Source organism: Cellulomonas sp. plas2 (genome assembly GCF_057221735.1).
In genome coordinates this window covers 664,773-690,508 of record NZ_CM170155.1, presented here as the reverse complement: position 1 = coordinate 690,508, position 25,736 = coordinate 664,773, and the positions used below count along the sequence as shown (strand labels likewise).

At 76.6% G+C, this 25,736-nt stretch carries 20 protein-coding genes and 1 pseudogene; 9 read left to right on the top strand and 12 right to left on the bottom strand.

Translation table 11 applies throughout. From position 1 onward, the window contains the following. Positions 1–66 precede the first annotated feature (66 nt). From recC to recD, 3 genes are read left to right on the top strand one after another with little or no spacing between them, the layout of a single operon-like run. Positions 67–3,648, top strand: coding sequence for an exodeoxyribonuclease V subunit gamma (recC, locus tag AC2TDM_RS03110; RefSeq protein ID WP_090033364.1), 3,582 nt, complete (start codon positions 67–69; stop codon positions 3,646–3,648). Continuing rightward, the gene (locus tag AC2TDM_RS03105; RefSeq protein ID WP_239078813.1) at positions 3,645–7,217 is read left to right on the top strand and encodes a UvrD-helicase domain-containing protein; all 3,573 of its coding nucleotides are present in this window, start codon (positions 3,645–3,647) and stop codon (positions 7,215–7,217) included. Before recC ends, AC2TDM_RS03105 begins: the two co-directional genes overlap by 4 nt. Continuing rightward, entirely contained in the window at positions 7,214–9,169 is a 1,956-nt protein-coding gene (recD, locus tag AC2TDM_RS03100) for an exodeoxyribonuclease V subunit alpha (RefSeq protein WP_239078814.1), read from the top strand. The genes AC2TDM_RS03105 and recD overlap by 4 nt, the downstream gene beginning before the upstream one ends. A gap of 171 nt (positions 9,170–9,340) precedes the next feature. Here the strand turns inward: recD and AC2TDM_RS03095 are convergent. The 5 genes and pseudogenes from AC2TDM_RS03095 to AC2TDM_RS03075 form a co-directional block, all read right to left on the bottom strand. Further along, positions 9,341–9,703 (bottom strand): annotated as a pseudogene (locus AC2TDM_RS03095) (DedA family protein); the annotation flags it as partial. A 104-nt stretch (positions 9,704–9,807) separates the two neighbouring features. Then, complete coding sequence (locus AC2TDM_RS03090) at positions 9,808–9,951, bottom strand: hypothetical protein (RefSeq protein ID WP_175499527.1); 144 nt, start codon at positions 9,949–9,951, stop codon at positions 9,808–9,810. A 57-nt stretch (positions 9,952–10,008) separates the two neighbouring features. Beyond that, a complete protein-coding gene (locus AC2TDM_RS03085; protein WP_239078815.1) occupies positions 10,009–10,542 on the bottom strand; it encodes an NYN domain-containing protein in 534 nt (177 codons plus the stop codon). Continuing rightward, positions 10,539–11,111 carry a hypothetical protein gene (locus tag AC2TDM_RS03080; RefSeq protein WP_090033361.1) on the bottom strand — a complete coding sequence of 191 codons (573 nt, stop codon included), beginning with the start codon at positions 11,109–11,111 and terminating at the stop codon, positions 10,539–10,541. The genes AC2TDM_RS03085 and AC2TDM_RS03080 overlap by 4 nt, the downstream gene beginning before the upstream one ends. 81 nt (positions 11,112–11,192) lie before the next feature. After that, a complete protein-coding gene (locus AC2TDM_RS03075) occupies positions 11,193–12,344 on the bottom strand; it encodes a zinc-dependent alcohol dehydrogenase (protein WP_484635796.1) in 1,152 nt (383 codons plus the stop codon). A gap of 200 nt (positions 12,345–12,544) precedes the next feature. On the opposite strand from AC2TDM_RS03075, the gene AC2TDM_RS03070 reads away from it, so the two are divergent. Further along, positions 12,545–13,225 carry a class I SAM-dependent methyltransferase gene (locus AC2TDM_RS03070; protein ID WP_484635795.1) on the top strand — a complete coding sequence of 227 codons (681 nt, stop codon included), beginning with the start codon at positions 12,545–12,547 and terminating at the stop codon, positions 13,223–13,225. A gap of 28 nt (positions 13,226–13,253) precedes the next feature. On the opposite strand, the gene AC2TDM_RS03065 is transcribed toward AC2TDM_RS03070, so the two are convergent. From AC2TDM_RS03065 to AC2TDM_RS03055, 3 genes are all read right to left on the bottom strand, one after another. Then, on the bottom strand, positions 13,254–13,877 hold the full coding sequence (locus AC2TDM_RS03065) for an aspartate/glutamate racemase family protein (protein ID WP_484635794.1): 624 nt from the start codon (positions 13,875–13,877) through the stop codon (positions 13,254–13,256). A gap of 122 nt (positions 13,878–13,999) precedes the next feature. Beyond that, positions 14,000–16,036 (bottom strand): PhoX family protein, encoded by a 2,037-nt coding sequence (locus AC2TDM_RS03060; RefSeq protein ID WP_484635793.1) that lies wholly within the window; start codon positions 16,034–16,036, stop codon positions 14,000–14,002. A 150-nt stretch (positions 16,037–16,186) separates the two neighbouring features. Then, on the bottom strand, positions 16,187–16,435 hold the full coding sequence (locus tag AC2TDM_RS03055; RefSeq protein ID WP_484635792.1) for a hypothetical protein: 249 nt from the start codon (positions 16,433–16,435) through the stop codon (positions 16,187–16,189). Positions 16,436–16,526: 91 nt separating this feature from the next. Here AC2TDM_RS03055 and AC2TDM_RS03050 point away from each other — a divergent pair, with 91 nt between their 5' ends. Beyond that, entirely contained in the window at positions 16,527–17,549 is a 1,023-nt protein-coding gene (locus tag AC2TDM_RS03050) for an LLM class flavin-dependent oxidoreductase (RefSeq protein WP_484635791.1), read from the top strand. A gap of 31 nt (positions 17,550–17,580) precedes the next feature. Here the strand turns inward: AC2TDM_RS03050 and AC2TDM_RS03045 are convergent, their stop codons facing one another. Continuing rightward, a complete protein-coding gene (locus AC2TDM_RS03045) occupies positions 17,581–19,269 on the bottom strand; it encodes a glycoside hydrolase family 43 protein (RefSeq protein ID WP_484635790.1) in 1,689 nt (562 codons plus the stop codon). Then, on the bottom strand, positions 19,266–20,063 hold the full coding sequence (locus AC2TDM_RS03040) for a TIM-barrel domain-containing protein (protein WP_484635789.1): 798 nt from the start codon (positions 20,061–20,063) through the stop codon (positions 19,266–19,268). The genes AC2TDM_RS03045 and AC2TDM_RS03040 overlap by 4 nt, the downstream gene beginning before the upstream one ends. Positions 20,064–20,177: 114 nt before the next feature. Here AC2TDM_RS03040 and AC2TDM_RS03035 point away from each other — a divergent pair, with 114 nt between their 5' ends. From AC2TDM_RS03035 to AC2TDM_RS03025, 3 genes are all read left to right on the top strand, one after another. After that, positions 20,178–20,345 carry a hypothetical protein gene (locus AC2TDM_RS03035; protein WP_484635788.1) on the top strand — a complete coding sequence of 56 codons (168 nt, stop codon included), beginning with the start codon at positions 20,178–20,180 and terminating at the stop codon, positions 20,343–20,345. A 342-nt stretch (positions 20,346–20,687) separates the two neighbouring features. Beyond that, on the top strand, positions 20,688–21,068 hold the full coding sequence (locus AC2TDM_RS03030) for a hypothetical protein (protein WP_484635787.1): 381 nt from the start codon (positions 20,688–20,690) through the stop codon (positions 21,066–21,068). Positions 21,069–21,096: 28 nt separating this feature from the next. Further along, a complete protein-coding gene (locus AC2TDM_RS03025; protein WP_484635786.1) occupies positions 21,097–21,882 on the top strand; it encodes a PKD domain-containing protein in 786 nt (261 codons plus the stop codon). 554 nt (positions 21,883–22,436) lie between these two features. Here AC2TDM_RS03025 and AC2TDM_RS03020 read toward each other — a convergent pair. After that, entirely contained in the window at positions 22,437–22,955 is a 519-nt protein-coding gene (locus AC2TDM_RS03020) for an IPT/TIG domain-containing protein (protein WP_484635785.1), read from the bottom strand. A 67-nt stretch (positions 22,956–23,022) separates the two neighbouring features. Between AC2TDM_RS03020 and AC2TDM_RS03015 the strand changes: the two genes are divergently transcribed. Next, complete coding sequence (locus tag AC2TDM_RS03015; protein ID WP_484635784.1) at positions 23,023–23,535, top strand: hypothetical protein; 513 nt, start codon at positions 23,023–23,025, stop codon at positions 23,533–23,535. Positions 23,536–23,656: 121 nt separating this feature from the next. On the opposite strand, the gene AC2TDM_RS03010 is transcribed toward AC2TDM_RS03015, so the two are convergent. Then, positions 23,657–25,555 carry a S8 family serine peptidase gene (locus tag AC2TDM_RS03010; protein WP_484635783.1) on the bottom strand — a complete coding sequence of 633 codons (1,899 nt, stop codon included), beginning with the start codon at positions 25,553–25,555 and terminating at the stop codon, positions 23,657–23,659. Positions 25,556–25,736 lie beyond the last annotated feature (181 nt).

Below are 25,736 nucleotides of genomic sequence, written 5' to 3'. Positions count from 1 at the left end.
CGCGGGCGTCCACAGGGGACGGCGCGACCGGCGGTCGTGTCGGACCCCTGGCCTAGCATCGCCGGCATGACAGGGGCAGCCGGCGACGCCGCAGGTGGGGGCGCAGGCGTCGGCGTCCGCAGGGGTGCTCTGCGGGTGCACGTGGCCGAGCGGTTCGACGTGCTGGTCGACGCGCTGGGTGCCGTGCTGGCGGACGTGCCCGCGGACCCGTTCGTCCCCGACGTCGTGGCCGTGCCGACGCGGGGCGTGGAACGGTGGGTGGCGCAGCGCCTGGCGCGGCGCCTCGGGTCCGACGGCGAGGGAGGTGGCGACGGGATCTGCGCCAACGTGCGCTTCGACCCCCCGCGGCGGCTCGTGGCGGACGCCCTCGCCGCGGTCGTGGGCCACCCGGACGGCGAGCGCGACCCGTGGTCCCGGTCCGCGCTGGCGTGGACGGTGCTGGCCGTGCTGGACGAGAGGGCCGAGGAGCCGTGGCTCGCCCCCGTGGTGCGCCACCTCGGCACGCCCGACGACGACGTCCGTCGCGGCCGGCGGCTCCCGCTCGCGCAGCACCTGGCGCGCCTCCTCGTCCGGTACGACGAGGAACGCCCGGCCATGGTCGTCGCGTGGGCGGCGGGCGACGACGAGGACGGCACGGGCGCGCCGCTCGCACCCGACCTCGCCTGGCAGGCCCGCCTCTGGCGCGCGGTCCGCGAGCGCCTGGGGGTCCCGGCCCCGGCGGAGCGGCTCGACGACGCCGTCGCGGCGCTGGTCGCCGACCCGGGCCTGGTGGACCTGCCGGCCCGCGTGTCCGTGCTCGGCGCCACCGCGCTGCCCGCGCAGGGGCTGCGGGTGCTCGGGGCGCTCGCCGCCCACCGGGAGGTGCACCTGTGGCTGCCGCAGCCGTCCCTGGCGCTGTGGCAGCGGCTGGCGGACCTGGACCTGCGGCCGCCGTTGGCCCGGGCCGCGCTGCCACGGGTCGCCCGGCACCGGCTGCTGACCGCCACGGCCGGCGACGCGGTCGAGCTCGGCGCCCGGGTCCTGGCAGCCGGGCCGGACCACGTGGAGCTCCTGCCCGCACGGCCGCGGCCCACGACCGTCCTCGGCGCGCTGCAGACCCGCCTGGCGGAGGACCGTCGGGGCGGGCCCGTGCACGTGGCTGCGGCCGAGGACCGGACCGTCCAGGTCCATGCGTGCCACGGCCGCGCGCGCCAGGTCGAGGTGCTGCGCGAGGTCCTCGTGGGACTGCTGGCGGACGACCCCACGCTCGAGCCGCGCGACGTCGTCGTGCTGTGCCCGGACGTCGAGGCGTTCGCGCCGCTCGTCGAGGCCGTGCTGGGCCCGGTCGCGACGGGCGAGGCCGCGGTGGACGGTCCGGGCGGCTCGTCCGCTGTCGCAGCGGACCACCCCGGGCGCACGCTGCGGGTGCGGATCGCGGACCGTGCACCCGCCCGTGCCAACCCCGTGCTCGTCGTGCTCGCGACCCTCCTGGAGCTCGCCGCGTCCCGCGTCACCGCGTCGGCGGTCGTCGACCTGGCGGGGCAGCCACCGGTCCGGCGCCGCTTCGACCTCGACGACGCCGACCTCGACCGGGTGCGGGCGTGGGCGGTCGAGACCGGGGTGCGGTGGGGGGAGGACACGGGTCGGCGCGCGCGCTACGGCCTCGGCCGCGTCGCCCAGGGCACCTGGTCCGCCGCGCTGGACCGGCTGGCGCTGGGCGTGGCGATGGCGGAGGAGGACGGCCGGTACGTGGAGCACGCCCTGCCCGTCGACGACGTGGGCAGCACGGACGTGGACCTCGTGGGCCGGCTGACGGAGCTCGTCGACCGCCTGTCGGCCGTGCTCGCGTCCCTCGACGGCACGCGTCCCGCGACGGCGTGGTGCGACGCGTTGACGGACGCGCTCGCGCTCCTCACCGACGTGGCGCCGGCCGACCGGTGGCAGTCGGTCGAGGCGGAGCGCGTCCTGGCGGACCTGCGCCGCACGTCCGCCGACGGTGGCGACCCCGAGCTGCGCCTGCCGGACGTCGCCGCCGCCCTCGAGCCACGCCTGCGCGCCCGGCCCACCCGCTCCGGCTTCCGGACCGGGGCGCTGACCGTGTGCAGCCTCGCGCCCATGCGCGCCGTCCCCCACCGCGTGGTCGCGCTGCTCGGCATGGACGACGGCGCGTTCCCCCGCGGCGGCGGCCCCGACGGCGACGACGTGCTGGCGCGGCGACCCCTGGTGGGCGAGCGGGACCGGCGCCAGGAGGACCGCCAGCTCTTCCTCGACGCCGTGCTCAGCGCCACCGACCACCTCGTCGTGGTCCACGCCGGTGCGGACGAGCGCACGGGTGCCCGCCGTCCGCCGGCCGTCCCGGTGGGCGAGCTCCTGGACGCGCTCGACGACGCGGTGGCGTCCACGGACGGGCGCGACGCCCGGGCGCGGGTGGTCCGGCACCCGCTGCAGACCGTCGACGAGCGCAACTTCGTCGACGGCGCGCTGGGGCGGCCAGGCCCCTTCAGCTTCGATGCGGTCGACCTGGCCGCGGCCCGCCGGGCCCGGGAGCCGCGCACGGCCGCCGCCCCGTTCCTCCCGGCCCCCCTCGGCCCGGCCGGCGCGGACGCCGCCCCGACGTCCGGCACCGCCACCACCGCCACCACCGCCACCACCGCCACGGTCAGCAGCGGGGTGCCCGACGTCGACCTCGACGACCTCGTCGTCGTGCTCGAGCACCCGGTCCGCGCCCTGGTGCGCGGGCGGCTGGGCGTCGTGCCGCCGCGCGACGAGCCGCCGCTGGAGGACCGGCTGCCCCTCGAGCTGGACGGCCTCGCGATGTGGGACGTGGGGAACCGCGTGCTGGCGACCGTGCTGGCCGGGACCGGGCTCGACGCCGCGGTCGCAGCCGAGCGCCGGCGGGGGCACGTGCCGCCCGGCGAGCTGGGCGGCACGGTCATGGGGACGGTTCGGCAGCGGGTCCAGGGCGTGCTCGACGCCGCCGGCGACGCGCTGGCGGCGGACCCCGTGGCCCTCGACGTGGCCCTCACCCTGCCGCCGCACCCCGGACCTGACGGCCAGGTGGTCACCGGTCGCCGGCTGACGGGGACGGTCGACGGCGTCCGCGGGGACGTGCTGGTCCGGGTCGTGCTGTCGCGGCTCGCCGCCAAGCACCGCCTGCGCGCGTGGCTGGGCCTGCTCGCACTGACAGCGGCGCTGCCCGGCCGGACCTTCAGCGCCACGACCATCGGCCGCGGCCCCGGTAGCGGGTCGGCGAACCGCGCGGCCCTCCTCGCCGCGCCGGCACCGGACCGGGCCGCCCGGCTGCTGGCCGACCTCGTCGTGCTGCACGACGCGGCCCGCCGCGAGGTGCTGCCGCTCCCGCTCGCCGCGTCCTGCGCCTACGCCCGCGCCCTCACCGGTCCGGCGGCCACCGCCGACGACGCGGAGGCTGCGGCGCGTGCCGAGCTGGGCACGCCCGAGGACGCCGCCCGCGGCGCCGGCGGCTTCGACCTGACCGACGGCTACCACGTGCAGGTGTGGGGCGCCGGCATGTCGGCCGACGACGTCCTCGCCCCGCGTCCGACGCCTGCCGAGGCCGCGCGCGCCCCGGGGCACCCCACGCGGTTCGGCGCCCTGTCCGTCGCGCTGTGGGAGGACCTCCTGGCGCACGAGCAGGTGGTGCCGCGGTGAGCGGGGTGGCCCCCGAGGCGGCGTCACCCGTACCTCCGGCGACCGGTGCGACGACGGCCGTCGCCCCGCCGGTCTTCGACGTCTGCGGACCGCTGCCCACGGGCACGGTCGTGCTCGAGGCGAGCGCCGGCACGGGCAAGACCACCACCATCGCCTCCCTCGCGGCGCGCTACGTCGCGGAGGGTGTGGCGACCCTGCCGGAGCTGCTGCTGGTGACCTTCGGACGGCTGGCCACGTCCGAGCTGCGCGAGCGCGTCCGGGACCGGCTGCTGGAGGTGGAGGCCGCGCTGCGCGGCTCCGACGCCCGCACCTCGTCGGACGACGTGGTGCGGCACCTGGCCGCGGTCGACGACGACGAGCGGCACCGCCGCGGCGAGCGCCTGGCGGACGCGCTGTCGGCGTTCGACGCCGCCACGATCACCACGACACACGGCTTCTGCCAGGAGATGCTCGCGACGCTGGGCACGGTCGGCGACGTGGATCGGGACGCGACGCTGCTGCCGGACGTCGCCGCGCTCGAGGCGGAGGTGGTGGACGACCTCTACCTGCGCAAGTACGTCGGCACCTCCGACCCGACGCTGACGGTCACGCTGGCCCGGAGCGTCGCGCACGAGGCCGTCAGCGACCACGGCGCGACCGTCGAGCCCGCCGACGCCGACCCCGGCACGCGCGCCGGGGACGCCGTGCGTCTGGCGCTCGCGGCGCGGCGCGAGATGACGCGGCGCAAGCGCGGCGCCCGGGTCCTCGACTACGACGACCTGCTCGTCCTGCTCCGTGACGCGCTGGCCGACCCGGCCACCGGGCCCGCCGCCGCCGAGCGGGTGCGCGCGCGCTACCGCGTCGTCATGGTGGACGAGTTCCAGGACACGGACCCCGTCCAGTGGGAGATCCTGCGCACCGCGTTCCACGGCTCGCGCACGCTCGTGCTCATCGGCGACCCCAAGCAGGCCATCTACGCCTTCCGGGGCGCCGACGTCGTGACCTACCTCCGGGCGCGGGCGGAGGCGTCGACGTCGACCCTGGGCCGCAACTGGCGCGCTGACCCCGACGTGCTCGCCGGGCTCGCGCCGCTGCTGCGCGGCACGGCGCTGGGCGACCCGCGGATCGTCGTGCACCCCGTCGAGGCAGGACGGACCGGCCGGCGGCTCGAGGGCGGGCCTGCCGTCGTCGTCCGGCAGGTCACCCGCGCCGCGCTGGGGACCACCGGGGTCAAGGACGCGGCCGTCGGCGCGGTGCGTGCGCTCGTGCACGCGGACGTCGCGGCGGAGGTGGTGCGGCGGCTGCGGACCACGACGGTCGTCGGGGCCGACGGGACCCGACGCCCGCTGCGCCCCGGCGACGTCGCCGTGCTCGCGCGCCGCAACGCCGACGCGCTGTCCGCGCAGGCGGCGCTCGTCGAGGCCGGCGTGCCGGCGGTCACCTCCATGCTGACCAGCGTCTTCGGGACGCCGGCCGCGCAGGACTGGCTCGTGCTGCTGTCCGCGCTGGCCCGTCCCGGGGTCCGCGGCCTGACGGCGGCGGTGGCGCTCGGTCCCTTCGTCGGCTGGTCCGCGACCGATCTGGCCGGGGCCGACGGCACCGCCCGGGACCGGCTCGACGACCGCGTGCGCGGCTGGGCGCGGCTGCTCGCCGACCACGGCGTCGCCGCGCTGGTCGAGGCCACCGCGGCCGCCGGCGTGCGCGAGCGCCTCGTCGCGCTGCCGGACGGCGAGCGGCGCCTGACGGACCTGCGGCACGTCGGCGAGGCCCTGCACGCGGCGGCGACCGGGCAGGGCATGGGCCCCTCGTCGCTCCTGGAGTGGCTGCGCGAACGCATCGCCGAGGCGGCGACGGACTACGCGGAGGAGCGCAGCCGACGCCTGGAGACCGATGCCGCGGCGGTGCAGGTCATCACCGTGCACGCCGCCAAGGGGCTGCAGTTCCCGGTGGTCCTGGTGCCCTACCTCTGGGACCGGTGGACGCCCGACAACCCGGAGACCCTCACCCTGCACCGGGACGACGCCCGCGTGCTGCACGTCGGCGGCAAGGGCAGCCCGGGCTACGACGAGGCCCGCGCGGCCGCCGCCGAGGACGAGTCGGGCGAGGGGCTGCGCCTGGCGTACGTCGCCATGACGCGGGCCGCCAGCCAGCTCGTGCTCTGGTGGGCGCCCAGCCGGAACTCCGGCCGGGCGCCGCTGACCCGGCTGCTGCTCGGCGGGCGGGACGCCGACGGCCGGCCCGCGGACCTGGTGCGCGCCATGACCGACGACGTCGCCACCGTGCGGCTACGCGAGCACGTGGTCGCCGCCGGCGCGGCCCTGGCCCTGGAGCTCGTCGCGGGACCGCCGGAGGTCGAGCGCTGGGAGCCGCCGCCCGTGGTCCGTGCGGACCTCGACGTCGCCGTGCTCGACCGCGTGCCGGACACGGGCTGGCGCCGCACGTCCTACTCGGCGCTCACGGCCGCCGCCCACGACGCGGCCCACCCGCCGGGCCCCGGTGGCGCGGTCGGCTCCAGGTCGGGCACGGGAGCGGGGACGGCAGCGGGCACGGGCGTAGATGGCGGCGCAGGCCTCGTGGGACGGCCGGGCGGCGCGGGGGTCACCTCCGAGCCCGAGACGAGCGTCGTGATCGACGAGCCGGAGGACGCCCCGGCGCTGCCCCTCGACCCCTTCGCGGACCTCGCGGACGCGACCGCGGCCGCGGCCGCCGGAGCCCTGCCGTCCCCGCTCGCGGACCTGCCCGGCGGGACCGGCTTCGGCACCCTCGTGCACGAGGTCCTCGAGACGGTCGACACCGCAGCGGCGGACCTGGACGCGGAGCTGACGACCCGCTGCACCGAGGCGGGCACCGCGGCGGCGGCCGGCGTCACGCCCGAGGTGCTCGCTGCCGCGCTGCTGCCGGTGCTGCGCACCCCGCTCGGAGCGCTCGCGGACGGTCGCACCCTGGCCGATGTCGCGCCGGGCGACCGCCTGGCCGAGCTGGACTTCGAGCTGCCCCTGGCGGGCGGCGACGTCGCCGTCGGTGGCCACGGGGCCGTGCGCACGCCCGCCCGGGTCGGCGACCTCGCGGCGCTGCTGCGGACGCACCTGCCCCCCGACGACCCCTTCGCCGGGTACGCCGAGCGGCTCGAGGACCGCGCACTGGCCGCCGGCCGCCTGTCCGGATACCTGACGGGGAGCATCGACGCGGTACTGCGCGTGCCGGTCGACGACCACGAGGGCGGACGGTCGGTGCCGGGTGGGCACCGGTACCTGGTGGTCGACTACAAGACGAACCGGCTGGGGACCGCCGGGGAGTCGCTGACGACGTGGCACTACCGCCCGGAGGCGATGGTGGCGGCCATGCTCGACGCGCACTACCCGCTGCAGCTGCTGCTCTACTCGGCGGCGCTGCACCGGTACCTGCGGTGGCGGCTGCGCGGCTACGACCCCGAGCAGCACCTCGGCGGGGGGCTCTACCTCTTCGTGCGCGGCATGGCGGGTCCCGCCACCCCCGTCCTCGGCGGTGCGCCGTGCGGCGTGATGGCGTGGCGACCGCCCGCAGCGCTCGTGGTCGCCCTGTCCGACCTCCTCGACGGACGGCAGCCATGACGGGCACCACCGCGCACGGGACGCCGCTGACCCCGATGGCTGCCGAGAACGGCACGTCCGGCCTCGCGCTCCCCGGGTCGGTGCCGTGGCGGGCCGAGGGGCTGCTCGCCCCCTTCGTCGCCGCCGGGCTGCTCGTCGCCGCGGACGTCCACGTCGCGCGGCGGCTCGCCGCCGTCGTCGCGGAGGCCGACGAGCGTGTGCTGCTCGCGGTGGCCCTGGCGGTGCGCGCCGTGCGGGGCGGCTCGGTCTGCGTCCGGCTCGACGAGGTCGCCGCCCTGCCGGTCGACGAGGACATCGCGACGGAGGGTGCCGCGTCGGGGAGTGCCGCGTCGGGGAGTGCCGCGTCGGGGAGTGCCGCGTCGGGGGGTGCCGTCCCGCTGCCGTGGCCCGATCTCGCCGGGCCCGACGGCTGGCACGCCGCCGTGCGCCGCAGCCGCCTCGTCGCCGACGGTCCGGAGGGACCCGCCGACCGTCCGGTGCGGTGGGTCGACGGCCGCGTCTACCTCGACCGCTACTGGCGCGACGAGCTGACCGTCCGCACGCTCACGGCCGGCCGCGTCGTGGCCGCCTCCCCGTCCGCGTCCGCCCACGACGGGGCCGCCGTCGAGGGCGCCGTCCTCCGGCTCTTCCCCCGGGCCGACGACGAGCGCCAGCGCGACGCCGTTCGCACGGCGGCCCGCCTGCCCCTGACGGTGCTGACGGGCGGTCCCGGCACGGGCAAGACCACGACGGTGGCACGCCTCGTCGCGGCCCTGGCCTCGACCCGCACGGGCGGCCCCCTGCGCGTGGCGCTCGCCGCCCCGACCGGCAAGGCGGCCGCCCGCCTGCAGGAGTCCGTCGAGGCAGAGCTGCGCGGCCTGGACCCCGCCGACCGCGCGGCGGTCGGGCCGGTGCGCGCCACGACCCTGCACCGGCTGCTCGGACCCCTGCCGGGGACGACCACGCGGTTCCGGCACGACGCCGGCCGCCGGCTCCCGCACGACCTCGTCGTCGTGGACGAGTCCTCGATGGTGTCGCTCACGCTGATGGCGCGGCTCCTGGCGGCGGTCCGGCCCGGCGCACACGTCGTGCTCGTCGGGGACCCGGACCAGCTCAGCAGCGTCGAGGCCGGCGCGGTGCTGGCGGACCTCGTCGCGGCGCTGCCGGCCGGCGTGGTGCGCCTCGAGCGCGTGCACCGGTTCGGGACGGAGCTGGCCGAGCTCGCGGAGGCGGTCCGCCGCGGGGACGCCGACACCGCGGTGGCCCTGCTCCGCGCCGGTGGTGCGTCGCGAGAGCTCGTCGAGCCGGCGGGTCCGCGGCCGGCCGCCGAGGACCTCGGCGGGCTGCGGGCCGACGTGCTCGCGGCCGGCCGGGCGCTGACGGAGGCCGCCCGGACGGCCGACGCGGCCGGCGCGCTGACGGCGCTGGCACGGCACCGGCTCCTGCTGGCCCACCGGCAGGGGCCGGCGGGCGTCGCCTGGTGGGCGGCGGTGGTCGAGCACTGGTTGGCGGAGGCCGAGCCGTCGTGGCGTGGGCGGGCACCGTGTGCGTGGCCCCCCGGCACGCCGCTGCTCGTGACGGAGAACGACCCGGTCGCGGCGCTGTCCAACGGCGATACGGGCGTCGTCCTCGACGACGGGTCCGGCGGGACCGTCGTCGCGTTCGGGGACCCGGCCGCCCCCGTCCTCGTGCGGCCCTACCGGCTCCCGGCCGTGCAGCCCGTGCACGCCATGACCGTGCACCGCGGCCAGGGCAGCCAGTTCGCCCGCGTCACCGTGCTGCTGCCGCCGGCGGCCTCACCGCTGCTGACCCGCGAGCTGCTCTACACCGCCATCACCCGCGCGCGCGAGCACGTGCGCGTCATCGGCGGCGAGGAGGCGGTGCGTCGCGCCGTCGAGCAGCCCGTCCGGCGCGCCAGCGGCCTGCGCGAGCCGCTCCCGTCCTCCGTCGGCACCGCGCCGCGGCCCGGCTGACGCACCTCGTCGCCCCGCCCGCCGCGCCGCGAGCCGTCCCCCGAGGCGGGACGCCGCCTGGAGCACCCGGTCGAGCACCGCGCCGACGAGCAGCCCACCGACCACCCCGGCCGCGACGACGAGGAGCGGGTGCCGGTCGTCGAGCAGGTGACCCGCCCCCGCTCCGATGCTCACCATGAGCGTCGCCCAGGCCACCGCACCGACCGCGGTGATCGCGCAGAACCGCCGCCGGGACATGCCCGTCGCGCCGGCCGCGAGCGCCACCGCGACCCGCGCGCCGGGCACGAACCGCGCCGGGAGCACCACCGCCGCCCCTCGCTGCCGCAGCGCCACGCCCGCGCGGCGCAGCGAGCGCCGCAGCCGCGGGGAACGCCGCAGCCAGGACCGCAGCAGCCGGGACCGCCGCACGGGCAGCCGCGCGCCGATCGTGTAGGCCACCTGGTCCCCGGTGAAGGCGCCCAGCGCGGCCACGCCGCCGACGAGGAGCACGTCGAGCGCCGGCCCGCCCGCGGCGAGCGCCGCGAGGGCCAGCACCGCGGCCTCGCTCGGCAGCGGCGGCAGCACCCCGTCGACGACCGTGAGCACGTAGAGCACCAGGAGGGCCCACGGCGTGCCCGCGAGCGCGGTGACCGCGTCGGTCAGCGCGGGCACGAGACCGGCCCGGTCGTCAGCCCGGTCGTGAAGCCATGCGTGAGGCCGTGCATGAGGTCGTGCGTGGGGCCGGACGTGGCGCGCATCGGCGGCGCGAGACGCCCGGTGGGGCCGCTCGGAGCGACGGTCATGCACCGACCCTGGCGCACACACCTATCGAACGTCAATAGGTTATGCGTGAATGTCGATCAAACGCGCGGTGTCCGGCCGGGGCGGTGCACCGCGTCGATTTGCCCCTGGAGCCACCCCGCGCCCCGTGCCCGTGCGCCCTCCGCCTCCACCCGTGCCCGCAGCTCGCGGTCCGACGTCACGACGAGCACGTCGACGCCCGGTCGCACCCGTGACCGCACGGCGTCGACCACGGCGTCGTCGCCGTCGCGCGCGGCACGGACCACCTCGACGCCGGCGGCCTCGGCGGCCTCGGTCACCGCGTCCCGCGCCCGTCCCTCGAGCACCACGACGACCCGCGCGGGCCGCTCCGGCAGCACGGCGAGCGCCGCGACGAGCCGCGCGGCAGCGCCCGCCCGGTCGCGCCACCAGCCGTCGGCCCGGGCACCGACGACGTTCGCCGCGTCGACCACGAGCACGTCGGCGACGACCTCGTCGGCGGTCAGGTCGGCGATGACGTCGTCGGCGGTCACGTCGGTGTCGGGCGCGACGTCGGTCGCCTCGGCGTCGGCCACGACGTCGGTCGCGTCGGAGTCGGGCGCGCCGCCGGTCACCGCCGTGCGCGCCTCAGGACCGCCCGCACCCCCAGGACGGCCAGCGCCGCGGGGACCAGCCACGGCCCCACCACGACGAGCGGGTCGAGCGGGGCGTGCGCCAGGTCGGCGCGGTGCTCACCGGTCCGCGACCGCACGGGGTGCGCCCCCACCTCGCCGAGCACGCCCGTCTCGCGCAGGAGGTCGTCGGGCTTCCCCTGCAGCAGGGCGGTGACGTGCGCCCCGGCCGACTCGATGCGGTCCCCGGCCAGGAGCAGCAGCCAGTGCGCGGCCCGGGCCTCGGAGAACCGCGCGTAGGCGAGCCGGCGCACCGCCCCCGACACGCCGTGCAGCGGCTGAGCCGTCCCGAACACGGGCGTCAGACGCATGTGCTCGATCGAGCGCTCGCGTGGCCGGTCCTCCGGCTGCGCCTCGGGGAGGGCGTCGGCCGCGATGACGGCCTCGTCGGGCACCTCGCGGGGGAACGCGGGCCGGTCGCGCGGGTCCAGGTCCACGCCCCAGCCGGGGATGCGGGCGCGGAGCTGCTCAGGGGTCTCGGGCAGCGGGGGCTTGCGGGCGGTGTAGGGCATGGTCGTCTCCTCGTCAGCTCGTCGTCGGCGCGTCGTCGCGGGGTGGCACCTCGCGGTGACCGACGGGCGTCACTGCGGGCGTCACTGCCCGCCGCCGGGCACGATCGCCGGCTTCACGCAGCCGTCGAGCTTGGTGGCGAACACGTGGTACGCCTCGGCGATGTCGTCGAGCGCGAAGGTGTGGGTGAGCAGGTCGCTCGGCGTGATGAAGCCGTTGCGCACGTGCTCGAACAGGCGCGGCAGCTGGCGCTTGACCGGCGTCTGGTTCATCCGCAGCGTGAGGCCCTTGTTCATGGCGTCCCCGAACTTCACGGCGCTGAACATCGGCCCGTAGGCCCCCATGACCGACACCGTGCCGCCCTTGCGCACCGCGTCGATGGCCCAGTTGAGCGCGATCGGGGAGCCGCCCTGCAGCTTGAGCTTCGCGGCCGTGACGTGCTGCAGCAGGTTGCCGTCGGCCTCGGCCCCGACGGCGTCGATCACCGCGTCCGCCCCGAGGCCGTCCGTCATGCGCTTGAGCGTCAGCACGACGTCCTTGACCTGCGAGAAGTTCACCGTCTCGGCGTAGGCCCAGGTGCGCGCCTTCTCCAGCCGGTAGTCGAGGTGGTCGACGACGATCACGCGCCCCGCACCCATGAGCCAGGCGGACCGCGCCGCCGTCAGCCCGACGGGCCCCGCCCCCAGCACGACGACCACGTCGCCCTCCACGACGTCCGCGAGCTGCGCGCCGAAGTACCCCGTGGACACGGCGTCGGTCAGCGGCACGGCGTCCCGATCGGACATCCACTCGGGGATGATCGTCGGCCCGACGTCCGCGAAGGGCACGCGCACGTACTCGGCCTGCCCGCCGTCGTAGCCGCCGGTGGTGTGCGAGTAGCCGTAGATGCCGCCCACCGCCGTGGCGTTGGGGTTCACGTTGTGGCAGTTGGAGTACAGGCCGCGCGCGCAGAAGAAGCAGGTGCCGCAGTACACGTTGAACGGCACGAGCACCCGGTCGCCGACCTGCAGGTTCTCGACCGCGGGCCCGACCTCGTCGACGATCCCGACGAACTCGTGGCCGAACGTGTGGCCGATCCGCGTGTCGGGCATGAGGCCGTGGTAGAGGTGCAGGTCGGAGCCGCAGATCGTCGCCAGCGTGACGCGGACGATCGCGTCGCGCGGGTGCTCGATCCGTGGGCGGTCCTTCTCCTCGACCCGGATCTTGTACGGACCGCGGTAGGTCATCGCGCGCATGCGGGTCCCCTCGCCGGCGCCGACCCGGCCCCGGGGGCTGCAGGGCGGCGGCGTCCGCCCACCCTCGCACGCGCGCCCGCCGCCGCAACCGGGCGGGCTCCGGTGGACGGCCCCGTCAGCGCGACGACGGCCACCCGCGTTCTTGCCCGGTCGGCAAGGGCCCGTGACACCGACGGCCGGCGACCGTGATCCTGCTGCCCATGGCGCACCTCCCCCCTGCAGAGCTGGATCCCGCGACCGCGGCCGAGTGGGACGGGCGCTACGCGGAGGCGGAGAAGCTCTGGAGCGGCACGCCCAACGGCGCCCTCGTCGCCGAGGTCGCCGACCTGACGCCGGGCCGCGCCCTGGATGTCGGGTGCGGGGAGGGGGCCGACGCGGTGTGGCTGGCCGGGCGCGGGTGGGACGTGACCGCCCTCGACGTGTCCCGTGTGGCGCTCGACCGCGCCGCGCGGCACGCGGAGCAGGCGGGCGTCGCGGTCACCTGGCTCCGGGCCGGGCTGCTCGACGCGCGCCTCGCACCCGAGGCCTTCGACCTCGTCTCGGCGCAGTACCCCGCGCTGCGGCGCACCTCTCCCGACGACGACGCCGCCGAGCGCGCGCTGCTCGCGGCAGTCGCCCCCGGCGGCACGCTCCTCGTCGTCCACCATGCGGTCGACGACGACGCCGCCCGCACGGCCGGCTTCGACCTGGCCGAGTACGTCCTGCCCCCGGACGTCGCGCGGCTCCTCGGCGACGACTGGGAGGTCGAGGTCGACGAGCGCCGCCCCCGCGACCTCTCCACGGGAGCCGGCAGCCACCACACCGAGGACGTGGTGCTGCGGGCTCGTCGAGGCGCCACGACACGCCGTGGCTCCGGGGGCCGCAGCGGTACCTCGGCGTAGCGCCCGGCCCGTCACCGCGCTGAGGACCTCAGGAGGACGACGCCTTCGGGACGGGCGCCACGTCGGCGGCCGGCGCCGTCTCGGGCGTCCCGTCGAGCGCTCGATCGATCGCTGCGTCGAGTGCTGCCTCGACGTGCAGGCGCGTCGTCGGGAAGACCGGGACCGGGCTGTCGGTCGCGCCGACGAGGAGCTCGATCTCCGTGCAGCCCAGGACGACACCCTGCGCACCTGCGGCGACCAGACGGGCGATGACCTCCCGGTAGGCCTGCCGCGACTCCTCGCGGACCACGCCGCGGCACAGCTCGTCGTAGATGACGCGGTGCACCTCGGCGCGGTCCTCGGCATCCGGCACCAGCACGCGCGGGCCGTGCCCCTCGAGCCGGTCCCGGTAGAAGGCCTGCTCCATCGTAAAGGCCGTGCCCAGCAGCCCGACGGTCGCCACGCCGCGGGCGACGTCCGCGAGCACGTCACCGGCCCGGTCCCACTCCCCCGCGACCTGCAGCGCCTCGATCTCGGCGAAGTCGACGGACGCGAGCAGCAGGCGGGCGGAGTGCAGCCCGCCGAGCCGCCCGCGCACGCCCTCGTTGAGCAGGCGGTAGTACTCGGCGCTGGACTCCCAGCTCATGCCCCCGAGGAGCCCGACGGTCCGCACGGCAGGATCGTGCCCCCGCCGGACCCGCCAGGTCCAGGTCCTCGCCGGACCCGGACCGGACGCGGCCGCGCCGGCCGGTGCCGCCCGTGAGGACGGCACCGGCCGGCGCGTGGGAGCGGGGGTCAGCCCTGCGGCATCGCCCCGGCGGTGGTGCGGTACACCTGCACGACGCTGGGGCGCGGCGTGCGGCTCGACGACCCGTCGTAGGGGAACGTCGAGGTCGGCACGTCGACCGCGGCGCCCTCCGTCTCCCCGGGGTGCTGCACGGCGACGAACACCGAGCCGTCCTCGACGTCGACCCAGGGGCCGCAGGTCTCGGCACCGGTCGGGACGGCGAGGAACTGCTGGACGTGCCCGCGCTCGGGGCCGTCCACGGGCACGTAGTGCAGCGCGTCGTTGAGGCCGATCGAGCCCGGCTGGCCGTCCGTGGAGATCCACAGGCCGCCGGCGGAGTCGAAGGTGACGTTGTCCGGGCAGGAGATCGGCGAGACCTGGTCGGCCGGGTAGCCGGCGAAGTACGTCGACGGGTCCGTGGGGTCGCCGCAGACCAGCGGCAGGGCCCAGGTGAAGGTCGTCGCGCCGGCGTCGTCCCCGGCCTCGGTGATCTCGACGACGTGGCCCCAGCGGTTCTTCGAGCGCGGGTTCGCCACGCCCGGAGCCTGCCGCGAGGAGCTGTTGGTGCAGGCCATGTACACCTTGCCGTTGACGGGGTTGCGCTCCACGTCCTCGGGCCGGTCCATCGGCGTGGCGCCGACCGCCGCCGCGGCGAGGCGCGTGAACACCAGCACCTCCTCGAGGGACATCCCCGGGACCATGGAGCGGCCGCCCTTGGTCAGCGGGATCCACTCGCCGGTGCCGTCGTAGTCGGCCGCCGGGTCGCCCTCGGCCGAGAACCGCGCGACGTACAGGTCCCCCTGCTGCAGCAGGAAGGAGCCGTTGCGCAGGCTGCCGCCGAGCTTGCCCTTCGAGACGAACTTGTAGAGGTGCTGGTTGGCCTGGTCGTCGCCCATGTAGACGACGAGGCGGCGGTCGGCCGCGACGGCGACCGTCGCGCCCTCGTGCTTGAACCGGCCGAGGGCCGTGTGCTTGAGCGGGACCGAGGACGGGTCCGTCGGGTCGATCTCGACGACCCAGCCGAACCGGTTGAACTCGTTCGGCTCCTGCGCCATGTCGAAGCGCGGGTCGACCTTCCACCAGTAGCGGCCGGTGCCCGCCTCGCCGTCGTCGCCGACGAGGCCGTACATCTCGTTGTTGCGCGGGTCGGCGGCGGCCGGGTCCCCCCGGAAGTACTGGTCGACGTTCTCCTCGCCCGACAGGACCGTGCCCCACGGGGTGTGGCCGCCGGCGCAGTTGTTCAGCGTGCCGATGACGGACGTGCCGCGCGGGTTGGTGCTCGTGCGCACGAGCTCGTGGCCGACGACCGGACCGGTGAGACGGAACCGCGTGCTCAGCGCGCTGAACCTGCGGCCGAACGGGGACGCGACGGGGTACCAGCGAGGGTCGTCGCCACGGCGCTCCACCTGCACCACGGACATGCCGTGCGCGGCGATGGAGGTCCGCAGCTGCTCGACCGTGAGCGACTCCTCGTCCACGAAGCCGGGGACCATGAGGTTCTCGTTCGTGTACTCGTGGTTGGCCACGAGCAGGGCCGTGCCGTCGCCCTGCGGGAGGATCGCCAGGTAGTCGTTGTTGTAGCCGAACTGCTGCTCCTGGGCCTCAGCGCTCTGGTCGTCCAGGTCGAACGCCGGCGCGCCGGTGACCACGGGGTCGCCCCAGCGGATGATCGGGTGCCAGTCGAAGCCGTCGGGCACCGTGAAGGCGTCGACCGTCCGCTGGACCGGCGCCACGGGCGCGAAGCCGAAGGTGTCCGACACCTGCGCCCAGGCGGCGGAGCGGGCGGCGGCCGCCGCCCGCTCGGGACGCAGCACCGCCGAGCCCATCGAGGCCACGGCCGCCACGAGCCCCATGCCCGCGAGGACGGCACGGCGGGACAGCGCCGTCTCGGCGACGGCCCCGAAGTGCGGCGCGGTCGATGTGCTCGAGACGTCACGCAGGCAGGCGTCACCGCACTTGTAGTGGCAGGTCGCCGCGGACCGGCTGCCCATGGTGTGGCCGGTCATCGGCAGCATCCGGCGCAGTCCGGGTGAGGTCAGCGTCATCGTCGCTCCTGGTCGGGAGGTGGTCCGGGGACGTCCCGACGCTAGGCATGCGGGGGGACGTCCGGGTGGCGGCCACCACACCACCAGGTGAACGTGCCATGGCCGTCACGTGACCCGCCCGCTCGTGCCCTGCGGTCCTACGACGCCGTCTCACACCAGCGGGACCACCTCCACCTCGTGCGGGATCTCGTCGAGGACCTCCTGCGCGTGCGCGTGGGCCTCGCGGATCGCCGTCTCGAGGTCGGTCGCCTCGCCGCGCACCTCGAACACCACCGGGCGCGGCGCGTCGAAGGCCGGCGGTCCGTCGTCGCGCAGCGCGCCGAGGGCGTCACGCATGCCGTCGCGGGTGTCGGAGTCGGGGACGTCGGGAACGCTCACGTGGGCCAGGTAGTCGGGCATGCGCGCATCCTGCCCGCCCCCACCGACACGCCACCCGTACGGGCCCACGCCCTGTGGAATGCACGGACGCGCACGCCGCGTTCAGGGCGGCGTGAAGAGCATCGGGTTCCTGTCGTTCGGCCACTGGACGCCGTCGCCCTCGTCGGCCACCCGCTCGGCCGCCGACGTGCTGCTGCAGTCCATCGAGCTGGCGGAGGCCGCGGAGGAGCTGGGCGCCGACGGCGCCTACTTCCGCGTCCACCACTTCGCGCGCCAGCTCGCCTCGCCCTTCCCGCTGCTCGCGGCCGCCGGCGCGCGGACGAGCCGGATCGAGCTCGGCACCGGCGTCATCGACATGCGGTACGAGAACCCGCTGTACATGGCGGAGGACGCCGGTGCGGCGGACCTCATCGCGGGCGGGCGGCTGCAGCTCGGCGTGAGCCGGGGGTCGCCCGAGCAGGTCGTCGACGGCTTCCGCTACTTCGGCTACGCGCCACGCGAGGGGCAGACCTCCGCCCACATGGCCCGCGAGCGCACCGAGGTCCTGCTGCGGGTGCTCGAGGGCGAGGGCTTCGCGCAGCCGGCCCCGCGGCCGATGTTCCCCAACCCGCCCGGGCTCCTGCGCCTCGAGCCCTACGCGGAGGGGCTGCGCGAGCGGATCTGGTGGGGCGCCGGCTCCGACGCCACCGCGGTGTGGGCGGCGCAGCAGGGCATGAACCTCATGAGCTCGACGCTCAAGGACGCCGAGTCGGACGAGCCGTTCCACGTCCAGCAGGCACACCAGATCGAGGCGTTCCGCAAGGCCTGGGCCGAGGCGGGCCACGAGCGCACCCCGCGGGTGTCCGTCAGCCGCAGCATCGTGGCGATCACCGACGACCGGGACCGCGCCCTCTTCGGGCGCGGCGGTCAGGACCGCGACCAGGTCGGGTACATCGACGGGCCGAACCCGGCGATCTTCGGTCGCAGCTACGCCGCCGAGCCGGACGTGCTCGCGCGGGAGCTGGCGGAGGACGAGGCGATCGCCGCGGCGGACACCCTCCTCGTCACCGTGCCCAACCAGCTCGGCGTGGAGTACAACGCCCACCTGCTGGAGAGCCTGCTCGTGCACGTGGCGCCGGCCCTGGGCTGGCGCTGAGCAGGGCCCGGCCGACGGCCGGGCGCGGCTGCTACCCCGCGGATCTCCCTGCGGCCGGGTGAGGCGTGCGCTCGTGCAGCGGCCCGACGAGGTGCGTCCCGGTGCCGGTGGCGTAGGGGCCGTACACCACCCCGACGAACCCCCCGGCGTGCGAAGGGGACAGGTGCCGCACGTCGAGCGCGGCGACGGGCACGAGGGTGGCACCGGCGCCGGCGGGCCCGTCCCCCTCGGTCCCGGCCCCCCGCCCGCCCGGCGACCAGGCGACCTCCGCCCGCGCGCCCTCGAGCGCGACCACGACCGTGCCGCCGCCGCCGACCGCCACCCCCGCCACGACGTCCGCCACCACCTCCGGCACGCCGTCCCGGCACGAGGTCACCACCAGCCGCCCGTCGCGCACCCCCGCCGTCACCCACTGCCGCGACGAGAGCCGCAGCGCGAGCCCGACCTCGTCGTCCGCCGGGACGCCCGCGTCGCGCTCCGGCAGCCCGAGCGTGAGCCGCGCCCACGGCGAGGTGAGCCGGCGTCCGACGAACGCCGGCAGGGCCGCCTCGAGCCCCGCGCCCGCGCGCAGCCGCACGGTGCCGCCGCGGTGCCCTCCCCCGAGGTCGGCGACGGCGCCCGGCAGCCGCCGGACCGCCACCCATGCCTCGTCCTGCCCGTCCTCCTGCCCGTCGTCCTGCCCGTCGTCCTGCCGCCGCACGCCCCCCGGTCCGCCGGGCTCGGGCACGAGCGTCCCGACGCCGGGCGCGAGCACCGGCCACCCGTCGTGCCACGTCACGGGTACGAGGAACGTCTCGCGCCCGAGGAGGTCAGCGCCGCCCACGAGGCGCGAGGCCAGCACGAGGGCCCACCAGGACCCGTCGGGGGCCTCGACGAGGTCGGCGTGCCCGACGTTCACCACCGCGGCACCCGGCCCCAACGCCCGGTGCGTGAGCACCGGGTTGTCGGGGCACGCCTCGTAGGGTCCGAGCGGCGAGGACGCCCGCGCCGCGACGACGGCGTGGTGCCGCTCGGTGCCGCCCTCCGCCGCCAGCAGCACGACGTGCTCCCCGTGCCGGTACAGGTGGGGCCCCTCCGTCCAGGTGGCGCCGACCGCGGCGCCGCGCCAGACGACGTGCTCCGGCCCGTGCAGCCGCAGGGTCGCCGGGTCCACCTCGCGCACCCAGACCTCGCCCTGGTCCGGCCAGGCGGGCCTGCGGGCGCCGCGGGCGCCGTGCGCCCAGACCCGGCCGTCGTCGTCGAGCAGCAGCGAGGGGTCGACGCCGTCGACACCCTCCCACCACATGGGGGGCGTCCACGGCCCGGCCGGGTCGACCGCCGTGGTCACGAAGGTGCCGCTGCCACCGTCCGGCCCGCCCAGGTGCGCGCACACGACGAGGAACCGCGCGCCGTCGTGGCGGATCGTCGGCGCGTACAGCCCGCCCGAGTCCCCCACCCCGTCGTAGGACAGGGCGCCGGTGAGCACGTGCCCCACGGGCTCCCAGTGCACCAGGTCCCGCGAGCGGTGCACCGGCAACCCCGGCACGAGCTCGAAGGTGGAGGTCACGACGTAGAACCAGGTGCCGTCCGGACCGTCGACCCGGCACACGGACGGGTCCGGGTGCATCCCGGGCAGCACGGGGTTCGTCGCCGACCGCCAGGCCTCGGGGTCGGCGACGACCCCCGCGCCGCCGACCGCCGTCGCGCCGCTGACGGCCGCGCCCTCCGGAGCCGCCGTCACGCGTGAGGCAGCGTGAGGACGACCTCGTCCGGCCCGTCGACGGAGACGGTCGCCCCGTCGGCCTCGACGTGCCAGGCACCCGGCGCGTCGTCGGACCGCACGACGACGCGGCCCCCGGTGCGGCGCACGTGGAACCGCGCGGGCGCCCCCGTCCCGCCGGGCACCGCCGTGACGGCGTCGTACCCGTCGGGCAGGGCGAACAGGCGCAGCGTGACGCCCTCGGCCCACGCGTACTCCGGCGTGTCCTCCACGGCGCCGAGCGGCAGGACGGTCCCCGGCCGCACGTACAGCGGCAGCGAGTCGAACCCGTGCCGCTCGTGCCGCCACGACCCGCCCGCCACGCGCTCCCCCGAGAGCAGGTGCGTCCACGGGCCGACCTCGCCCGCGGCCGGCCCCGGCAGGTACACGTCGACGTCGCCGGACGCCGAGAACACGGGGGCGACGACGAGCGAGCCGCCCAGCACGTACTGCGTCCCCAGCCCCGCCACCGCCCGGTCGCGGGGGAACTCCAGCGCCATCGCGCGCATGACCGGCACGCCCGTGGTCGTCGCCTCCTCCGCGGCGCCGCCGAGGTAGGGCAGCAGGCGCAGCTTGAGCCGTGTGAAGGCCCGCGTCACGTCGACGGCCTCGTCGTCGAACGCCCACGGGACGCGGTACGAGCTGGACCCGTGCAGCCGCGAGTGCGACGACAGCAGCCCGAAGGCGACCCACCGCTTGAACACCGCCGCGTCGGGCGTGCCCTCGAACCCGCCGATGTCGCCGGTGGCTCTCGGCGCCCTCCGCCGAGATGCCACGGATGCGGGCTGTCCACCGGCGTGTCGTGGTATCTCGCGGCAGGTCGGAGACCTTCGTGCCGGGCGCCGTGACCCGGGCACCCGCTCCGCGGCCGCGGTCCTACGATGCACGGCATGGACGGCGTGCTGATCCTCGCGGTGGTGCTGGTCGTCATCGCCCTCGGCGGGGCCGCCCTGGCGCTGCTGCTGACGGTCGGCACGCTGGTCCTGCGGGTGGCCGTGCTGCGTGGGCTGCTGGAGCTCCTGTGCGGTGGCGGCACGGCGCCGCGCCGGCGCACCTGAGGCACGACGAGCGGGCGCAAACTCCGGCGATGGCGGCCACGACCTCGGTGACAGCCCCTCGGAGTGCGTGGCGGTGACCGTTCTGGGCCGTCCGGGTGATTCGTCCACAGGGCCCGGGGAGCGGGTCGGGAAGCGTCGGTAACCTCCGGCGGCATGGGGGATCACCGCCGCCGCGCTCGGCTCTGGTGCGCGCTCGCGGCGCTGCCGGTGCTGGTGGGCTGCTCGACGACGCCGGCAGCGGCGCCCGGCCCGACGGACGCGGCAGCCGCGCCGAGCGCCGCGGTGTCCGCGACGCCGACCGCTGCTGCTCCGCCGGCGGCCCCTGCGTCCCCTCCGCCTGACGTGAGCGAGCAGGGAGCGGTCGACGCAGCGGTCTACTTCACCGGGCTCTACGGATACGTCATTGCCACGCACGACTTCGCGGAGTGGGTCGCGCGATCAGGTCCCGACTGCGTGTACTGCTCCTCGGTCGTCACAGATCTCGAAGGCACGCCGGCGACCGAGGGCGGAGCTATCGAAATTCTGCTCGCGGAGGTCGTCGATCGCGATGGCGCCGAGGTCTTGGTGCGGCTGGAGGTCCGGCAAGCAGCCCGGTCCGAGATCCTGGAGTCCGGCGAAAGGGGGCCTATGCAGCCAGCTCAGTATGCGGTCGCCACACTCGCGATGCAGTCCTCGAACGAAGGCTGGCTAGTACGGGACATGGTCGTCGATGCCGCGCCTTGAAGTTCATCTCTTTGCGGCAGGCGTCGCGGTGATTGCGGCACTGACGGTGGGCGCGGCTCGTAGCGGCGATTTCACTGGTCACGCGGATTCCGGGGCCATCGAACTTTCTGGATCCGCCTCGCGGAATGGCACCTCGAAGGCTGGTGGTGCGGGCGCGGGGGCGCAGGAACGCGAGACGCACCCCGGCGGCCTCTGCTACGGCGCCGGGGCCACACTGCTGGACCAGCCGACCCAGTGCCCGCCAGGCCGGCAGGCGCAGCCGCTGCCCTGCGCGGACGGCGAGACCGTCGTGCCGCCGTCCTGGTCCCGCCCCGCCGGCTCCACCGGACGGTGGACGCTCGACAACGGCTGGCTCTGCCGGGCCGACGCGGCCGCGGTGCCCGTGCTCACCGAGGCCGACTTCCGGCGGCTGCCGCTGCCCGCGCCCACCGCCGCGACGCAGCCCGCCACGGGCGACGTGCTGGTCAACATGCCCCTGGTCCTCACCGTCGACCCCGCACCCGCGACGCTCACCACCACGCTGCTCGGCCGGACCGTCGAGGTGCAGGCGACCCCGACCTCGTGGACCTGGGCCTTCGGCGACGGCACCGCGCCCCTGACCACCACCAGCCCCGGGCACACCTGGCCGCACGCCGACGTCACCCACACCTTCACCACCGCCGGCCCCGCGACCGTCCGCTGCACGACGACCTGGACCGGCCGCTACCGCCTCGCCGGCACCAGCACGTGGCTCGACGTCCAGGGCACCGCCACCACGAGCGCCGACCTCCCGACCAGGACCGTCGTCGAGCGCACCGCCCACCTCACCGGCTGACGCGCGAGGTCCTCGTCGTCGTCAGATGTCCTGCACCTCCCGTACGGCGACGCGCGGCGCCGCCCGACGATCTCGGAGCCGCGCCGACGGCGCTTTCGTCCCTCGGATCCTCGACGCCGCCGGGCGTGGTGACGCCTGGCCCGACCACATCGATCGGTACCGCGTCGCGAGGGCCGTCGTGGGTGAGGTCTGCGCACCGGCTGTCGTCCGTGGCGGCCTGGTGCGGAGAGCGGGGCGTGGACGACGTGTCCAGCGCGAGACACCGCCGGGAGACGCTCCGGTGCCGTCGCTCCGCACCGACCCGCCACGCGGCGGTCTCGAGCCGTCGCACGGACGCCTTCCACGGAGCAACAGCCCCGACGGTGGTCGCTCGCTGCGGCAGACGCCGGACCGAGCGGCGTGTCGTGGCCGACACGCCGCCCTCCGGCCTCTGGTACCGCTGGACGCCGCACCGACGGACCACCGCCGACCGCTGAGTCCGGCACCCGGCCGGGGCCTCGAGCGCCTCGAGCGCCTCGAGCGCCTTGAGGGCGCTCTCGTCATCTCCTACGCCGTCAGAGCTGGCGGCCCGTGCAGGTCGAGGTGCACGGAGCCGCCCACAGCGTGGTCAGCGGCGCGAAGGTGCTGGAGCGCACGAGCCGCTGCCCGTACGGCCCGGTGCGCCGGTCCGCGGGCGGGGTGGTCGACGAGGAAGGTGGCGTGGTCGGCGCCGTCGTCGGCGAGGTACCCGGAGATGTGCCCGGAGACGTGCCGGGCGTGGTGCCCGGGGTCGTCGCCGGCGGCGTACCAGGGGCAGCCGGGGCGGTGGTCGGCGGTGGCGTCGTGCCGGGCGTCGTGCCCGGCACCACGTAGGTCAGCCCCGGGGACAGCACGCTCGTCCGACCGGTCGCGTGCACGGTCACGTCGTACGTCCCGGCGACGAGGGCCGGCGCGACGAACACGAGCGTCGTGCTCGTCGCCGCCACCACACGGGCGTTCCCGGTCGCGCCCACGCGCACCGCCGCGCCCTGCAGGCCCGTTCCGGTGAGCTGGACGGTCTGGCCGCCGGCCGTCGACACGTGCCGCGGCGTCATCGCGGTGACCGCGAAGTCGCCGACGGACGGGTAGGTGACGGTGTCCGGCCCGGGCCCTTGGCCTGCCGTGGGGGGCGGGCTGGTCGACGGCGCACTGCCGGGCGCGAAGGGTGAGGTGCCGGGCGAGGTCCCCGGCGAGGTCCCAGGTGCGCTCGTCCCCGGAGTCGCGGGGGCGGGGCCGACGGGCGTCGCCGCAGGCGGGATGGCGCCGCCCGGCGTCGGGGCGGCGCCCGGCGTCGTCGGAGCCGGCCCCGTGCGGGGCGTCGTCGTACCTGGGTTCGGCACGCCCGGCGTCGTCGGAGCCGGGGTCGTCGTGCTCGGCGTCGTCGCGCCCGGCGTCGTCGCGCCCGGCGTCGTCGCGCCCGGCGCCGTCGTGCCGGGTGCCGTCGTCTTCGGCGTCGTCGTCCCGGGCGTCGTCGTGCCGGGCGTCGTCGTGCCGGGCGTCGTCGTGCCGGGCGTCGTCGTGCCGGGCGTCGTGATTGCGGGGCTCGTGGTCGACGCCACCGTGACCACCAGCGGCGCCGCCACCGGCCGGGACAGCGCCGCGCCGTCCTTCGTCACCTGCACCGTCAACGCGTAGCGGCCCTCGTGCAGCGGGAGCTGCGGCGCGAGTGTCACGGTGCCCAGCCCTGCTGCCCCGGACGGCAGCGGGAAGGTCACGCTCCCGCTGTCGTCGGTGGTGCCCGTTCGTCCGTCGAGGGTCACCTCCTGCCCTGCGACTGCCCCACCTCGCCGGCATCGGCCATGCCCAGCCCGAACGTCACGGCGTAGGTTCCAGCGCCGGCGTTCGTCGTCACGGACACCTGGGGCGCCGCGCCGACGGTCGCACCGGGCTCGGGAGTCGTCGCAGTCATGCCGGCGAAGCGGACGGCAGCCGAGGGCGCCGCCGTCGGAGACAGCGAGGCAGCCAGCGCGCTGAGGCTCAACCGCCCGCCCGTGACCGACTTGCCTGTGAACGCCGTCACCGGGTCTACGTCGGCCAGCAGCTGCGCGCGGATCCGGGCTGCCGTCCAGTCCGGGTGCGCCGCCCGGTACAGCGCGACCGCCCCGGCGACGAGGGGCGCGGCCATCGAGGTGCCGGACACGACGCGGTACCCGCCGTCCGACCAGGCGGTGAGGACCTTGTTGCCCGGGGCGAACAGATCGACCGACGCAGCACCATAGGCGGACGACGCCGAGCGGGTGTCCATGGCGGTGCTCGAGCCGACCGTCATCACCGTGGCGCTGGTGGAGCTGGCCGGCAGGTAGTACGAGGTGTCGCGGTCGGCGCCATCATTGCCAGCGGCGGCCACGACGAGGACTCCGCGCTGCTCGGCGTAGTCGATGGCGCGGAGGAAGTTGTCCAGGAAGTACCCGGAGGGGACTCCGCCGAAGCTCGCGTTGATGACATCGGCACCTTGGTCGACGGCGTACCGGACTGCCATGGCCGCGAGGCCGAAGTCGATCCTGTCCTGAGCACCGATGACGAGGGGCATCATGCGCGCGCCAGGGGCGACCCCGACGCTGCCACGGCCGTTCGCCGGGGCAGCGATCGCGGCTGAGACGTTGGTGCCGTGCGTGCTGGCATCGCCCATGTCGATCGCGCTGCTGTTCGTGAAGAAGTTCCACCCGTGGCAGTCGCCGGCGAAGCCGTTCCGGTCGGCGTCCCGGGTCGTGTCGCAGGAGGGGTCGTCGGGGTTCGTCCACAGCGCGGCGGGGCCCAGGTCCTCGTGGTCGGTGTCGTAGCCCGTGTCGAGGACGGCGACGACCGTGCCGGCGCCGCGCAGCGCCGGCCACAGCGGAGGCGCGTCCACGTCGGCGTCGGGTCTGGCCGTCTGCCCGTACGCGTTGCTGCCCGTGTTCTCCAGGTGCCAGCCGTAGGCGGCGTAGTACGGGTCGTCGCGCGGGTCCAGCGCCGAGACGTGGGCGGACGAGGACGTCTCGACGTCGCCGACGCCCGGCACGGCGGCCAGCCGGTCGGGCGTCAGCGTGGTCGTGACGAGGAGCGAGCCGTCGCCGAACCCGGAGTCCTGCGCGGCGACGACGCCGTCCACGGCCTCCAACGCCTCGACGAGCTCGGCCGACGTGGCGGGCACCGACGTGCCGGAGGTCGTCGTGCCCGTCGTCGGTGTCGCGGCCGTCGTCGGGGACGGGGTGGGCGAGCCGGGGAACGCCTGCCCGTCGCCGCCGACGGACACCGCCATGGCTCCCGCCGCCGTGACGTAGAAGCCCGTGCCGCCGTTCATCTCGAGCACGCCGCCGGGCCCGAGGACGCGCTGGGCTTCCGCCAGCAACGTCGCGTCGAGGGGTGGCCGCGCCGACGGCTCGCCCGTCGATCGACCGGCCTCTCCCGTCGCCGCGATCGGGTCGCCGGTCGCGGCGGTCGTCGCGGCATCCACGGGCGTCTCCGCCACCGACCCCGCGGCAGAGGTGGCCGCCGCTGCCTGCGCCTCGTCGAGCCGCACGAGGAGCACGTGCGAGCCGTCCCCGGGCCCGTAGTGCCCGTCGAACACCGCGAGGGCGGGCGGCGCCTGCAGGACGCGCACCGCCGTGCCGAGCCCCGTGAACGCCAGAGCTCCTGCCACCACCGGTGCGACCGCCCGCCAGCGCCGTGCCGCCATCGTCCGTCCCCTCCTCGACCGGGCCTGCCCCGGTGCTCAGCAGGGTTGTCGGCGCCCGGGACGACGCGCGTGAACGCGAGGGGCGCGGCAGGCGGGCGACCTCGGATCCCGTTCGGGCGGCGGCTCCGCCGTCCGGGCGACGAGGCCACGAGCGCGAGGCCTCCCGCGGCGCTGCACCTGC